At 40.9% G+C, this 14,642-nt stretch carries 13 protein-coding genes; 12 read left to right on the top strand and 1 reads right to left on the bottom strand.

What is annotated here, in order from left to right:
* Positions 1-85: 85 nt before the first annotated feature.
* Positions 86-1,798, bottom strand: coding sequence for a SulP family inorganic anion transporter (locus H0185_RS02965; RefSeq protein ID WP_221871062.1), 1,713 nt, complete (start codon positions 1,796-1,798; stop codon positions 86-88).
* Between the two features lie 225 nt (positions 1,799-2,023).
* Between H0185_RS02965 and H0185_RS02960 the strand changes: the two genes are divergently transcribed.
* From H0185_RS02960 to ggt, 12 genes are all read left to right on the top strand, one after another.
* Positions 2,024-2,443: a hotdog family protein gene (locus H0185_RS02960; RefSeq protein ID WP_221871060.1), complete on the top strand. Its 420-nt coding sequence runs from the start codon at positions 2,024-2,026 to the stop codon at positions 2,441-2,443.
* Positions 2,444-2,452: 9 nt separating this feature from the next.
* Positions 2,453-3,799 (top strand): sigma-54 interaction domain-containing protein, encoded by a 1,347-nt coding sequence (locus H0185_RS02955; RefSeq protein ID WP_221871058.1) that lies wholly within the window; start codon positions 2,453-2,455, stop codon positions 3,797-3,799.
* 187 nt (positions 3,800-3,986) lie between these two features.
* Positions 3,987-4,421, top strand: coding sequence for a DUF3888 domain-containing protein (locus H0185_RS02950; protein ID WP_221871055.1), 435 nt, complete (start codon positions 3,987-3,989; stop codon positions 4,419-4,421).
* A 193-nt stretch (positions 4,422-4,614) separates the two neighbouring features.
* Positions 4,615-5,766: an acyl-CoA dehydrogenase family protein gene (locus H0185_RS02945; RefSeq protein WP_221871162.1), complete on the top strand. Its 1,152-nt coding sequence runs from the start codon at positions 4,615-4,617 to the stop codon at positions 5,764-5,766.
* An 18-nt stretch (positions 5,767-5,784) separates the two neighbouring features.
* Positions 5,785-6,189, top strand: a complete 405-nt coding sequence (locus H0185_RS02940) for a hotdog family protein (protein WP_221871053.1) — start codon at positions 5,785-5,787, stop codon at positions 6,187-6,189.
* A 12-nt stretch (positions 6,190-6,201) separates the two neighbouring features.
* Positions 6,202-7,041, top strand: a complete 840-nt coding sequence (gene menB, locus H0185_RS02935) for a 1,4-dihydroxy-2-naphthoyl-CoA synthase (protein ID WP_221871051.1) — start codon at positions 6,202-6,204, stop codon at positions 7,039-7,041.
* Positions 7,042-7,204: 163 nt separating this feature from the next.
* Positions 7,205-8,917: an AMP-binding protein gene (locus H0185_RS02930; protein WP_246628975.1), complete on the top strand. Its 1,713-nt coding sequence runs from the start codon at positions 7,205-7,207 to the stop codon at positions 8,915-8,917.
* Positions 8,918-8,993: 76 nt separating this feature from the next.
* Positions 8,994-9,740 carry an SDR family NAD(P)-dependent oxidoreductase gene (locus H0185_RS02925; protein WP_221871049.1) on the top strand — a complete coding sequence of 249 codons (747 nt, stop codon included), beginning with the start codon at positions 8,994-8,996 and terminating at the stop codon, positions 9,738-9,740.
* A gap of 105 nt (positions 9,741-9,845) precedes the next feature.
* Positions 9,846-10,592: an SDR family NAD(P)-dependent oxidoreductase gene (locus H0185_RS02920; RefSeq protein WP_221871047.1), complete on the top strand. Its 747-nt coding sequence runs from the start codon at positions 9,846-9,848 to the stop codon at positions 10,590-10,592.
* Between the two features lie 399 nt (positions 10,593-10,991).
* On the top strand, positions 10,992-11,639 hold the full coding sequence (locus H0185_RS02915) for a GntR family transcriptional regulator (protein ID WP_221871045.1): 648 nt from the start codon (positions 10,992-10,994) through the stop codon (positions 11,637-11,639).
* Positions 11,640-11,690: 51 nt separating this feature from the next.
* Complete coding sequence (locus H0185_RS02910) at positions 11,691-12,896, top strand: amidase (protein ID WP_221871043.1); 1,206 nt, start codon at positions 11,691-11,693, stop codon at positions 12,894-12,896.
* 90 nt (positions 12,897-12,986) lie between these two features.
* Entirely contained in the window at positions 12,987-14,639 is a 1,653-nt protein-coding gene (ggt, locus tag H0185_RS02905) for a gamma-glutamyltransferase (RefSeq protein ID WP_221871041.1), read from the top strand.
* Positions 14,640-14,642: the final 3 nt, after the last annotated feature.

The following is a 14,642-nucleotide window of genomic DNA, read 5'->3' as shown; positions in this document are numbered from 1 at the left end:
ACAAAGTAGGTGTCTGAAAACAGCCTATTAAACAAAAAATGGGACGAGGAATAAATCCTTGTCCCATTTTTGTTTCTGTTCTTTATTAGATTTGATAATCCAGTACATCTGGAATGAATTTGCGTTTGTCTTTGTAGTTGAGTCCTTTTTCTTTTAGCATTTTTTCTAATGATAAGTTGATCGACTCTTTATAGGAGGTTCGCCATTCTGCTTTATTGACTTTATCCCGGACCAAACCTTTCATATTTACAAAAAAGAAGGTAATCTTTTCTTCTTCTTGGTAATACTCAATCATCTCGCCGATTGTTTCAACGGAGATGGTGTCGATGTCGTTGACGCCGGACATATCCATGATTACCCGTTTCGCTTCTGGTTTATTACGAAGAAACATTTTGATTTTTTCATCTAGAACAGAGCTATTGGCAAAATGTAAAGAAGAATCGATTCGAACCAATAACACGTCTTCGAGCGTATTGGCTTCTGGATATCGATTGACATTTCGAAACGCCTTTTTGGATTCTAAATAACCTAATTCAACAATATTGAGATTGGTACTTTTCATTAAAATTAGCATCAAGGTGAAAATCGATCCTAATAAAATGCCCCACTGAATCCCAATGACTAAAGTAATAGTAAAAGTGGTAATCCATGTCCATCCTTCAAATGGATTCACCTGAAATAGATGCTTTAATTCTTTTATATCGACTAAGCGATAAACAGATACCACGATGATTGCCGCTAGCACAGCATAAGGCAAATAATAAAAGAAGGAAGTAAAAAATAAGATGGTCACTAACACTAAAAGACCAGTCACGACAGAAGTGAGTTGGCTGTACCCACCTGCATCCTTATTGACAGCAGTTCGCGAAAAACTTCCGCTAATCGGGTAAGAATGGAAACAGGCCCCAATCAAATTCGCTATCCCCAATGCCTTTAGTTCTTGATTTGGATAGATTTTATATTTTGCTTTCCGCGCCACTGCTTTGGCAATCGCAAGCGACTCCATAAAACTAATGATCGCAATCGTAAACGCCATTGGCCATAACATCTGGACAGTATTTAACGTTAGGTGTGGAAAGGCAAAAGATGGCAAGCCGGTTGGAACTTCCCCAACAATATCTACTCCTTTTCCCTCTAAGTGAAAGAAAGAAACAAGAGCGATCGCTGAAATCACAACAACAAAAGCACCTGGAAACCCTTTTATTCTTTTAAAACCAAGAAGCATGGCAATACTCCCTAGTGCAATCAGAACGGTAGTTAGATTCATTTCTGGAATGTGTTTAAAAAGTTCAACCAATTGAAGATGTATTTGCAAATGACTTGAACCTTCTACCCCAAGCAAATGTTTGATCTGACTCATCGCAATCACAATGGCCGCGGCGGATGTATAACCATTTAAAACAGAGTGAGGGATAAATTTTACAATAAAGCCGACCTTTAAAAGTCCAAATAAAAGCTGAATGAACCCTACCATGAGGGTGAGTGTAAGTACGAGAGAAATATAATTCGTCGAATTTGGTTCTGCATACATCGATACCCCTGTAAAGACCAGTAAGGAGGTGGTAGCGACTGGACCAATCGACAAATGCTTCGAAGAAGAAAACCAGGCATAAAGAAATAAGGGAATGGTTGAAGCGTACAGTCCCATCACAGGCGGTAGACCAGCCAGCATCGCATAGGCCATCCCTTGTGGTACGAGCATGATGAAAATCGTAAGTCCAGCTAAAACATCATTTGTGACATTCGCTCGATTTAGATTTGGCAATTGGTTTGGAAAATGAATACTTTTGTTGTTCATCAAAAATCCCTTCTATCAGAAAGTTAGCTTATCATTCTTTCATTCTATTTATAATAGCATGACTTAAGGATGAATGGGTAGGGGATGCATGCCCTGTTGCGAGCATGTGAAGGACTGAATGTCCGGAAGAGGTACTTCCCCAGTCGTCTTGCTTTCATCAGGGGACAGCTGTATAGTTATAATTAGAGTTAATATTCTAAATTTTTCGTATAGGAGATTGAAAATATGAGTCTCTCAATCAATCAAATGTTTATTGGACAAATTGCCCGGTCAAAGCGGGTTTTTACGGAAGTCGATGTGAAGCTTTGCTCAGAATTGACCTTAGATTATAGTCCGATTTATCAGGAAAATTATTTTGGAGATAAGTACCAGAAGCCAATCATTCCGGGACTATTAACGGAAGGGTTGATTCATCAGACGATCAGCAAGAAACTTCCTGGGGGCCCATGTATTTTGCTTCAGAAGGAATTGGTGTTCTATTACCCTCTCCATATTGGCGATGAAGTGATGGCGGAGCTTGAAGTTATTGATATTAATGAATCAAGAAATTGGGTGACATTAAAAGTGACGTGTTATAACCAGTTAGGAACGGAAGTAGTGAAGGGTCAGGTTGTGATTCTAATTTTATCAGAACAGAGTTCTTAGGTGATATAAATGGTGAAAATTGAAAGAAAAATAGAAGCTGATTTAAAGCCATCGGATTATTTAGTTGTTGATGATAGTGGATTGATTCTGGAGATAAGTTCAGATTTTTATCATTCTTTCAGCCTTACTCCAACAGATTTGAAAGGGTTTTCAGTCGACGCGATCATCAAAGAGACAACCCCGAGACCATCCTCTGTTGTTGGAAGAAAGAATGTGTTCTTTGGTGTGATTAACGGCCAACCCTGCCTCATTCGAACAGAGAAAATAAATAAACACACTTGTTACTCCATCCTTGTGAAAAACTCTGAAATTGACCTCTATGAAATTACTTCTTTTATGAATTCCATAAACAAGCCAAAAGTCCAGAAAAAGACAAATAGTAACAATCGATATAGCTTTGAGGACATTGTCGGTGATGGGCCATTAATGATGCAAATAAAAGAGCTTGCTGCTCGCATTGCAACGAGTAATTCAACTGTTCTACTCACTGGAGAAAGTGGAACGGGAAAGGAATTATTTGCTCAGGCAATTCATGGGTTAAGCTCGAGAAAAGACCATCCATTTGTCGCGGTTAATTGTGCGGCCATCCCAGAGGATTTATTTGAATCTGAGGTGTTTGGGTATGAGGCTGGAGCGTTTAGTGGAGCTAAGCGAGAAGGGAAGCCTGGGAAAATTGAATTAGCCCAGAATGGTACATTATTTTTAGACGAAATTTCGGAGCTGCCATACCTGGCTCAAGGGAAACTTTTACGTGTTCTGCAGGAAAGAGAAGTGGAAAGGCTTGGCGGCACTGGCACGAAAACGGTCGACATACGAATCATCGCTGCAACCAATCGGGATCTAAAATCCTTGGTGCAGGAAGGGAAATTCAGGCAGGACTTATTTTACCGCCTGTATGTATTCGAGTTGAAAATTCCGTCGCTAAGGCAAAGAAAAGAGGATATCTTGACTTTAACGGAGCATTTTATTAACTATTATAACAATCTGTTTAATCGTGAAGTAAAGTATATTGGCCCAGACCTTCAAGAATGGTTAGTCAGCAACGACTGGCCAGGGAATATTCGCGAACTAAGGGCTATAATTGAGCGTGGAATGAATATCGTGGAAGGAGACACGTTAATGTTGGATAGTTTCCGTTTCACCTCTTTATCCGATCGTGCTGAACAACCGCCAACCAACGCGACCTCGACGCTTTCCAACGTCAAAAGCTTAGAGGAAGAAGTCAAAAAAGCAGAAATGGCAGCCATTCAATGGGCGCTAAAAGAAACGAATGGAGATAAAACATTAGCGGCGCAAAGATTAAAAATTCACCCAGCAAGCCTTTACCGGAAAATTTCTAAATATAAAATCAATTAGGGGGACCTCACGGAAACCTTGTGATCCATAATCAAAGTCGAAAAAGTAATGGTGAATCCATTGCTTTTTTCTTTTTGTCATAATGTTTGTCCCTAACTTCAAGTTGAATAGGGATACACCCTAAGAAAGTGATAAGGTGTTCATTTGTTGGGAAAAATATGTTCACGACTGTTTTAGGAGACATGATATGAAAAGAGCTTTCTTTGTAGGGGTTATTCTTACTTTTTATTTGGCTTACCCAATCCCTCATACGGAAGGGAAAATAAATGATTTTTTAGATTCAACAGAACTGCTTTATCAAGATATGTTAATGACTTTGTTGGGCCCTGTGATTGATGCTAAAGTAAACGACTATTATTCAAAAATCATTACTGAAAAATCTACTGTGTATCCGTATCAGATTGAGGTAATAAAGGCTGAAAGAATTGGGGGAAATCGTACATTTTCCTTTGTATTGGTTCTGGATGTAATCCCTGTTGTTGGTCCCCATATACAAATTGGCAAAGACAGATTCACCTTTGAAATAGCCCCCGGCATAAATCTCAGTCAGTTTAAACTAGTAAAGTTTGAGCATCTTGAAACGTTTGAACTTCCTACTCATTGGAAACACATTTTGAGATAGCCGGAAAGACAAGGTGTGAAACCCCTTGTCTTTCTGTACTTTTGTTTTCATTTTGCAAATCTGATTCGCAATCTTGCAAAAAATAGCAGCTTTGCAAAAATATAAAACTCATAAACCTTGAAAAATAAGGGCGTGCTACTTGGCATGCTTTTTGCATTATAGATAGGCAAAGACAAAGGGGGGAGAAATCTTGGTGAATTTTAGCTTTAGTGATGAACAAGAATATTTTCGTGCCATGTTAAGAGAATTCTCGCAGAGCGAGTTGCTTCCTCATTATACGAAGTGGGATCGAGAAAACACCCATCCGAGGCATCTATGGAAAAAACTTGGTGAACTTGGGGTGAATGGTTTACGAATTCCTGAAGCGTTTGGCGGAAGTGGGGCTGAATGTGTGACCACGGGGATTGCTGCAGAGGAAATTGGTCGGGGCGATTTTAATTTAACGTATGGAGTCATGTTAAACGCGCTCATCTCAGAAATCCTTACCAATCATGCAACTGACCAATTGAAAAGAACGTGGCTCCCGGAAATTGCGAACGGTAACAAAATTATGGGCATTGCCATTACGGAACCAGCAGCTGGGACCGATGCAGCGGGAATCCGCTCAACAGCTGTACATAAAGGAGATAAGTATATATTAAATGGCGAAAAGTCAGGAATCAGTGTCGCAACAATTGGAGATGCATTCATTGTCTTTGCAAAAACAGACCTTAACTCTGGAAGTAAGGGAATTAGTGCTTTTGTGGTCCCAGCAGATTTACCGGGAGTGGAATGCAAGGGCTATGAGGACATGGGCAATGTACCGATTGGTCGGGGCAGCATTTATTTAACCGATGTTGAGGTGCCTGAAGAAAATTTAATTGGTCTTGAAAACAATGGTTTTTTCCAAGTGATGAATGGATTTGACTTAAGCCGGTTGCTTATTGGGTTACAGTGCGCGGGTGCAGCTTTTCAAAGTCTCGATGAAACGATTGAGCATGTGAAAACGAGACACGCATTTGGAAAACCACTAGCAAAAAATCAGGGCGTTTCCTTTCCCATCGTTACCCACTATACGCAATTAGAATTAATCAAATGGCAGGCCTACCGGGGACTTTGGCTTCGTGACAAGAACAAAAAGCATTCGAAGGAAGCATCCTCTGTTAAATGGTTGGGACCAAAATACGCCCAAGAAGCAATTCATGAATGCATGCTGTTGAATGGTCATTATGCCTATACAAAAGAAATGCCCCTTGAGCAACGCTTGCGTGATGTCATTGGTTTAGAAATTGGCGATGGGACTGCACAAGCGAATCAGATGGTCATTGCTCGAGAGTTAATTGGAAAAGAATTTAAACCATATTAAAAGATGAGTGCTCACGAGATGAACCAAACCGAAACCATTTTTATCGGTCAAATTAGCCGAGTTCAAAAAACCTTTACTGTGCAAGATGTCCGCAAATGGAGTCACTTAACTCATGATGAAAATGAAGTGTATCAAGAAACTATTTATTTTGAGAAACCTTTAGTTCCAGGGATTTTATGTGAAGCGTTAATCATCGAAGCCATTAGTAAAGAATTTGCAAACAGACGCTGTTGCTTAGTTAAAAAAGAACTTCTGTACCTTACCCCAGTCCATATTGGGGAGAAAGTGACCGCGGAAGTGGAAACAATCGATGTCAATCAAGAGAGGAACTGGATTACACAAAAAGTAACCTGCATGAATGCAACAGGAAAAGAAGTGGTCATCGGCCAGATTATGTTAAAAATATTTGAAACCACTAAATAGGAGGAATCAGTGATGGAACATACAAACACTAAATCAAATGGTGAGGAAATCAACAACCAATTAACAGATGTACTTTATGAGAAAAACAATGGAATCGCAAAAATCACCATCAATCGTCCTGAAGTCTACAATGCGTTTCGGGCAAGAACGGTTAGTGAATTAATTGTGTGCTTTCGAGATGCATGGGATGACAACAGCATTGGAGCGGTGATCTTAACTGGGGCTGGAGAAAAGGCGTTTTGTACGGGTGGGGATCAAAAAAATAAAGGCGATGATGGCTACGATGGTTCCGGAGGGTTAAACGGTGGAATCGGACTGGAGATCGAAGCCCTTCACCGGACGATTCGTGCAATTCCAAAGCCGGTGATTGCCGCCGTGAATGGTTATGCAATTGGTGGTGGTCATGTGCTTCACGTGATTTGTGATTTAACGATTGCTGCAGAAAGTGCTCTCTTTGGTCAAAGTGGTCCAAAGGTAGGAAGCTATGATGCTGGCTTAGGTACGGCCTATTTAGCGAGGGTCGTAGGCGAGAAAAAAGCACGGGAAATTTGGTATTTGTGTGAAAAATATACCGCTCAAGAAGCGAAAGAGATGGGGCTAGTGAATAAAGTTGTCCCACAAGAAGAATTAATGGCAGCATCAGAAGAAATGGCCGCGAAGATTGTTGAGAAAAGCCCAACAGCAATTAAAATGCTGAAATACTCCTTCAATGCCGATTCAGCCAATATTGAGGGAATCTCTCAGATTGCGATGGCAAGCCTCGCGATGTTTTACAAAACTGATGAATCAGCAGAAGGGATGAATGCTTTTTTAGAAAAGAGACCGGTAGATTTTAAGAAATTTAGAGAGTAAAGTGGCTCAGTCAGCGAGGTACTAATGTGATTGATACCCTAACTGGAGTGATTGAGCAGGAGAAAGGTAACCAATGAAGGTGATAGGTGCCCTAACTGGAGTGATTGAGCAGGAGAAAGGTAACCAATGAAGGTGATAGGTGCCCTAACTAGAGTCAAGGAGCATGAGAAAGGTAACCGATGAAGGCGATAGTTTAATGCACGATAAATGGGGAGGGAACGAACGGATGGGTTTCAAGACAATCTTAACGGAAGAGTATAGGAAACAATATCATTCGGATTGGCCAAATAAAACGATTGTGGATTATTTGAATGAAGCAATCAAAAACAATCCTGATAAAGTCGCTTTGATTGATAAAAAGAGCCGCTATACATTTCAAGAGCTGGGGAAACTAGTAGACCGTGTCGCTCTAGGACTCTATGAATTTGGGTTAAGAAAAGGAGAAGTCATTTCTTTTCAACTTCCAAATTGGAATGAATTTGTGATTCTCTACCTGGCAGCCACAAAAATAGGTGCTGTCTCCAATCCGCTCATTCCTATTTATCGGGACAGAGAGATTGGATATATGGTGAAGCATGCGGAATCGAAAATATTGGTGGTTCCTGATGAATTCCGTGGGTTCGATTACCCCGAGATGGTGTACCGGTTATCGGTACAATGGCCATCATTGGAACATGTTTTTGTACTTGGGAACAAAACACCTAGTGAAATGAAATCGTTTTCTTTGTTAATGGATGAACCGTGGGAGGAAAAAAGAGACTGTGCAATATTAGATAAAGTTGTCCTTGATCCGAATGAAGTCAATGAAATAATCTTCACCTCTGGGACCACCGGGGAACCAAAAGGCGTAATGCATACGCACAACACAGTGCTTGGATCCTCGCGTGCATTGGTGCCACATTTAGCGCTAACATGTGATGACATTGTGTTCATGGCATCCACATTTGCTCATCAAACGGGGTTTCTCTATGGTGTCTTGCTCCCAATTATCATTGGTGGGACCGCAGTTTACCAAGACATTTGGAATCCAAATGAGTTTGTGGAACTGATTGAGAAAGAAAAAATCACGTTTACCACGGCAGCAACCCCATTTTTACAAGATTTCATTCGCGTTGAAAACATGAATCAATTCGATCTAAGCTCGCTGCGTTATTTCTCGGCGATTGGTGCGCCAATTCCAAGAGCGATTGTAAAAGAGGCAAGAGAAAAGCTTCCTTGTAAAATCATGTCAGGATGGGGACAGACAGAGAACGGACTCGTTACGCTTACATCTCCTTCTGACACAGAAGAAAAGCTGACAGGTACTGATGGAAGAGCTTATTCTGAGACAATCGTAAAAATTGTGGATGAACATGGCAATCCGTGCCCTGCTAATCGAGAAGGCAGTCTGCTTACCAAAGGGCCAGCGCTATTTGTTGGTTATTTAAAACGCATAGAGCAAACGCTTTCGGAGCACGACGGGGAATGGTTTATTACCGGAGATCAGGCTGTAATGGATGAAGACGGCTATATTAAGATTACAGGGCGAAACAAAGATATTATCATTCGTGGGGGCGAGAACATTCCGGTTGCGTATGTGGAAAATATCCTTTACGAACATCCTGACATCTCCATCGCGCAAATCGTGGCGATGCCTGATAAGCGATTACAAGAAAGGGCTTGTGCCTTCATTCAGATGAAACCAGGAACAGAGCCTATTACTTTAGAAAGTTTAAAAGTTTATTTAACTGAAAAAGGGGTGGCGAAGCAATATTGGCCAGAACGCGTAGAAGTAATTGATGATTTTCCACGGACCCCGAGTGGGAAAATTCAAAAGTTTAGATTGCGACAACTAATTGAAGAAAAGCTTAATCCAAAGGTACAAACAAACTCATAGTGAAAATAAAGAAGCAACAATGTACGGTTCACAGGGTAAAGTTCGATGATCATTAACTTAATAGGAGGCGAATCTTATGACTAATAGAATCGCATTTGTAACAGGGGCAGGCAGTGGAATTGGCAGAGAAATTTCTAAGACACTAGCATTACGTTCGATGACAATTGTGGTTGCTGATATTCATTCTAATAACGCTGAGGAAACCGTGTCTATGATAAAAAAACAGGGCGGGGAAGCAGTGGCAATCAATTGTGATGTAACAAGTTTAGAGAGTGTTCGAAATGCAGTGAAAGAATCAGTCGATATTTTTAGGAAAATTGATGTGTTGGTGAATAATGCTGGTTGGGATAAGGTCGAACCCTTTCTAAAAAGTGAACCTGATACATGGAAGAGAATTGTCGATATTAACTTAATGGGACAAATTCATACTTGTAAAGAAATTTTACCAGTGATGATTGAAAACGGGTACGGCAAAGTGGTTAATATCGCTTCAGATGCCGCACGCGTTGGTTCAAGCGGAGAGGCTGTTTATTCGGCAGCAAAGGGCGGAGTCGTTGCTTTGACAAAAACGCTCGCTCGTGAAATGGCGCGTCATAAAATCAATATCAACTGTGTGGCCCCCGGACCGAGCGATACGCCAATGTTTCAGGAAATCGGTACTTATAATGAAGGAATTAAAACGGCCCTTGAAAAAGCGATACCGTTTAGACGTTTGGCACAACCAGAAGACATTGCTGGTGCCGTCGCCTATTTCACTTCGGAAGACGCAAAATTTGTCACTGGGCAAACCTTGTCTGTTAGTGGCGGATTAACGATGGTATAAGTGGGTTCTTAGGATACAATCTGCGAGATTCAAAGAATCGTGAAAAGGAAACAGGGCCTTTCTTAAAAGTGTCCTGCTTCCTTTTGGTAGGATGGAGGATAGTAGATGGACCTTAAGCTTAGAAAGAAAAATATTCTCATTACAGGTGGTGCAAAGGGAGTTGGGCGAGGCATTGCCTTAGCATTAGCAAGTGAAGGGGCGAATATTGCCTTGCATTATCAAACTTCTGAGACGGAAGCTATAGAAACGGCGAGGTTAATAGAGGAAAATGGTGTGAAGGTGGTCCTGGTTACAGGGGATTTAGCTTCTTTGGAGGATGTTCAAAACATGCGCACCAAAATTAATCGTGATTTAGGAACAGTGGACGGAATTGTTAATAATGCAGGTTATGCCCAATTCAAGTCTTTTTTTGACTATCAACCTAGAGAATGGCAACGCGAACTTGATGTTTGTTTGAACGGTGTTCTTCACCTCGCTTACACGTTTGTTCCTGATATGATTGCGAATAATAGTGGTAAATTTATCAATATTGTCGGTGATTCGGCACGCACAGGGGATCGTAATTTAATCGTATCCGCAGCAGCAAGAAGTGGTGCAATCAGTTTTCTAAAATCTCTAGCGCAGGATGTTGGCAGTAGTGGGATTCAATGCAACACCGTTTCCCTTGGACTTATCGACCAAGGACAGAGCTTTCATGAAGCGACACTGGCAAAAATCATTAAGCAATACCCGTTAAAACGATTAGGAAAAGTAGATGATATTACGGGGTGTATCTTATTTTTACTATCCTCCACGTCCGATTGGATCACTGGGCAGGTTCTTCCTGTCAATGGGGGACATAGTATGGTCTAAAGCACGGGTACTCTGTGCTTTTTTTGTTTATTTAAACGAAGACTGTAAGCGTAAAATCCTAAAGCCGATTTCAACGCAAAATAAGCTATTTTTTATGGTTAATAGGAAGTCTAGAAGCTCCATTTTCATCATTAAGAAGCAACTTTCCAGTGATACAAAGCATTTTTTTACCAATTTCGTTATCAAAAAGCAACAAAAGTACCAGAAAAGAGCCTAGTAAAATTGGACATAAATGTCCTTTAACAAACCTAGGTTTCTACCTCTGAGCTGTTCCTTTTTTCAAACGATAAAAACATTGACAGATTTTCTAACAAACATATTGCGGAAAAAATTTACATAAGGATAGAATAGAATTATAAAGTGTGATCACATATCACAAAATGAGGTGAATAGGGCATTATGGACCAAAAAGAAATTGTAGCGGTCCCAACTCTTGCTCAAGAAGTGTATACAAGGATACGTGAGAGCATCATGAATGGAGATTTGGTGCCCGGGGAAAAAATCTCAATCCGGAAAATGGCAGAACGCTATGGGGTTAGTACAATGCCAGTGCGAGAAGCACTAAACAAATTACAATCGGAAGGGTTTGTCCGTTTTGAAAGAAGAAGCATTTATGTAAGCCAGCTTTCCGCGAAAGAGTTAGTAGAGATTTTTCAAATACGCATCAATTTGGAAAGAATGGCAATGGAATGGTCGTACCCAAACATTGGCGAAAAGGAAATCGAAGAGTTAACAAAAATGGTAATAAAAATGGACCAATCCATTCCTTCTCCCATTGAATGGAATGGTTTAAACAAACAATTTCATACAAAAATCTATTCTTATTCTACTTCTAAGCCTATGCTTGAAATGTTGAATGCGGTTTGGGGAAGAGTGGACCCTTATATGAATATCTATTCTACATCTTCTTATTATCTATCGTTATCACAGAAAGAACATTATCAAATGATTGATTATATGAGGAAAAAAGAGATTGATTTATTGTTAGAATTAACCACGAATCATATTCAAAAGACATGTAATGCCGTACTAGAAAAGTTGCCTTAATCCTTTTTCAGAGAACAACTTTAAGATGACGAGAATGGTAGGTGAGTTGAGTTGGCAGATCGATGGAATGCGTTTGTTAAACAAAACCTAGTTTTAGAACCAACAGGAAGAGGAAGTTTAGATGGATTAACGTTTGCGGTGAAAGATGTATTTGAGATTCAAGATTATAAAAATACGGCAGGGAACCCAGATTGGTACATAACCCACTCACTAGGAGAACGAAACGCACCGGTCATTGAAACACTATTAAAAAATGGAGCACGTCTAACAGGTACGGCTCATACGGACGAATTGATGTATAGTTTAAATGGTGAAAATTTCCACTATGGCACTCCCGTGAACCCGAAGGCTCCTGGACGAATTCCAGGTGGCTCTTCAAGTGGTTCTGCTGTTGCAGCCGCTGCGGGAACCGTCAATTTTGCGATTGGTACGGATACAGGTGGGTCTGTGCGAATTCCATCGTCCTATTGTGGAGTATATGGGTTCCGACCAACTTATGAGAAGGTTACTATCGACGGGGTGATTCCGCTTGCGAAAAGTTTTGATACGGTAGGGTGGATGTCGCAAGATTTAAACACCTTGGTAAAAGTAGGAGAAGTCCTCATGAATCAGAAGGCCCCTACCCATGTTCCGTTTACACAGGTGTTTTTTGAAGAAGAAGCATGGACGTTCATGGATGAGGAGTCTAGAAATAGTTTATTACAAGTATCTACCATCTTAGAAGAAATGGGTTGTAGCAAGAAGTCTGTTAAGCTATCACCTGAAGGACTTTCAACATGGGCTGAATTATTTCGTTCCATCCAAGGAATCGAAATATGGAAAGAACATGGAAGCTGGATTGAAAGTGAGAGGCCTGTGTTTGGTCCCGGAATAGCCGAAAGGTTTGCCTGGACTTCCGCGTTAAATTCAGAAGAGTGGCATGCTTTAAAGGAAAAACAGGCAAAGATTAGGCAGCACCTATCCACTATTTTAAAAGAGAATGGTTTGCTTGTTCTTCCCACTTCTCCTGGTGAAGCCCCATTAATGAATTTAAAGGGAGAGCTGTTGGAACAACATCGGACGAAAACGATGCAATTAACTTGTATCGCCGGCTTATCAGGATTTCCGCAAATCACCATTCCTTTTAAAAATAAGCAAGGCCTGCCGATTGGGTTATCGTTTATTAGCAATCAACATCAAGATCTTCAACTATTGAAATGGGTATCTACACTGGTAAGTATTCTGTCAGAGAAAAATATTGCTGGTTTTGAAAGATAGTCAGCTATTTTCAACAATTATTGTTGTGTACATCCTAGAGCCGGCTCCTTTGAGAAAATACTTATTTTGCTACGAGGAGGATCTTTTATAATGAAAGATAGGAAACATTCTTATCGACCGACCACAATGGGTACAAATGGGATGATCACGACGCCGCATTATTTGGCATCGCAAGCAGGGTTGAAAGTACTTCAAGAAGGCGGGAATGCAGTTGAAGCGGCGATTGCCGCGGCATCAACAATTGGAGTCGTTTACCCGCATATGAATGGAATAGGCGGAGATAATTTTTGGCTTGTGTATAATGCAAAAAAGAAAGAATTAAAAGGCTTAAATAGCAGTGGACGTTCAGGAGAAAAGGCGACGATTTCTTTTTATCAAGATCAAGGCTATCATAAAATTCCTTCTAGAGGAGCACTTGCGGCGAATACGGTTCCGGCGGCTGTGGCTGGCTGGGAAGAGGCTTTTCAGTATTCAAAAACAGAGATGAACGGAACCGTGGACTGGAGTCAATTGCTCGAAACTTCAATTCAGTATGCAAAAGAGGGTTTTCCGGTCACGCCGAGTCAGGAATATTGGAGTAATGTCAATCTCAATCAACAAGATGATGAATTTCGACATCTCCAACGGTTTCCGGAGTTTACGAAGATTTTTTTAAAAGCGAACGGATTCGCTTATCAAGCTGGGGAAGTGATGAGACAATCTGATTTAGCTTTAACCTTAGAAGGCATCGCAAGTGAGGGAAGTTCCTACCTTTATAAAGGCGAGTTGGCAAAGCTGATTGCTCAGGATCTACAAAAACATGGTGGCTTGTTAACAGATCAGGATTTTTACAATCATCGTTCCGATTGGGTGGATCCGATATCCGTTCGGTATCGAGGCAATCAGGTGTACAATCTGCCACCAAATACACAAGGCTTTGCATCGCTTAGTATTCTAAACATCTTAAATCAGTTTGATTTATCTCTTACAGAAGAAGGGTCGGCGGATTATTATCACCTGCTTGTGGAGGCAACGAAACGAGCGTTTGTCGACCGCGATCAATACTTAACCGATCCAGAATTTGCGCACATTCCACTAGATGAACTTTTATCGGTTCAAAGAGGGAGCGAGTTAGCCAATTCGATTGATTTTACTAGTGTGAAATCTGTACAACATCAATTGGATCCAAAAGGAGATACGATTTGGCTTGGAGTCGTGGACAAAGAGGGAAATGCTGTATCGATGATTCAAAGCATTTATCATGAATTTGGTTCAGGGTTTATTCCGAAAGATACCGGAATTGTTCTCCAAAACCGCGGCAGCTTTTTCTCATTAGATGAAACACATGTGAATAGTTTGCAACCGAAAAAACGCTGTTACCATACCTTAAACCCGGCAATGTTGTTTGAAAACGAAGCTCCTTATTTAGTGTACGGGACGATGGGTGGAGAAGGCCAACCACAAACACAAGCTGCACTGGTAACGAGAATTCTAGATTACAAGTTTCCGATTCAAGCTGCGATTGAAGCGCCAAGATGGTTGTATGGAAGAACATGGGGTGCTTCGTCAAACAGCTTGAAGCTAGAAGGAAGAATTGAGGAAGAAATACGTTCAAACTTGCAGAGTAGAGGGCATGAAGTGGAGGTCCTTGAGGATTTTACCGACGTGATGGGCCATGCAGGAGCAATTAAAATTGATCAACAGACTGGTGTAAAATTCGGTGGTGCTGACCCTCGTGGCGATGGCGCGGCATTAGGCTTTTAACTC

The organism is Mesobacillus maritimus (assembly GCF_019749255.1).
In the GTDB taxonomy this organism is placed as follows: domain Bacteria; phylum Bacillota; class Bacilli; order Bacillales; family Cytobacillaceae; genus Mesobacillus_B; species Mesobacillus_B maritimus_A.
The sequence above is the reverse complement of the archived record's forward strand: the minus strand, read 5'-3'. Positions and strand labels throughout refer to the sequence as shown.

What these genes read in the sequence shown, in the direction of transcription:
- H0185_RS02955 (WP_221871058.1), top strand. Translation starts at nt 2,453, where the DNA reads ATGGTGAAAATTGAAAGAAAAATAGAAGCTGATTTAAAGCCATCGGAT.
- menB (WP_221871051.1), top strand. Translation starts at nt 6,202, where the DNA reads ATGGAACATACAAACACTAAATCAAATGGTGAGGAAATCAACAACCAA.
- H0185_RS02950 (WP_221871055.1), top strand. Translation starts at nt 3,987, where the DNA reads ATGAAAAGAGCTTTCTTTGTAGGGGTTATTCTTACTTTTTATTTGGCT.
- H0185_RS02965 (WP_221871062.1), bottom strand. Translation starts at nt 1,798, where the DNA reads ATGAACAACAAAAGTATTCATTTTCCAAACCAATTGCCAAATCTAAAT.
- H0185_RS02930 (WP_246628975.1), top strand. Translation starts at nt 7,205, where the DNA reads ATGAGAAAGGTAACCGATGAAGGCGATAGTTTAATGCACGATAAATGG.
- H0185_RS02940 (WP_221871053.1), top strand. Translation starts at nt 5,785, where the DNA reads ATGAACCAAACCGAAACCATTTTTATCGGTCAAATTAGCCGAGTTCAA.
- ggt (WP_221871041.1), top strand. Translation starts at nt 12,987, where the DNA reads ATGAAAGATAGGAAACATTCTTATCGACCGACCACAATGGGTACAAAT.
- H0185_RS02915 (WP_221871045.1), top strand. Translation starts at nt 10,992, where the DNA reads ATGGACCAAAAAGAAATTGTAGCGGTCCCAACTCTTGCTCAAGAAGTG.
- H0185_RS02925 (WP_221871049.1), top strand. Translation starts at nt 8,994, where the DNA reads ATGACTAATAGAATCGCATTTGTAACAGGGGCAGGCAGTGGAATTGGC.
- H0185_RS02960 (WP_221871060.1), top strand. Translation starts at nt 2,024, where the DNA reads ATGAGTCTCTCAATCAATCAAATGTTTATTGGACAAATTGCCCGGTCA.
- H0185_RS02920 (WP_221871047.1), top strand. Translation starts at nt 9,846, where the DNA reads ATGGACCTTAAGCTTAGAAAGAAAAATATTCTCATTACAGGTGGTGCA.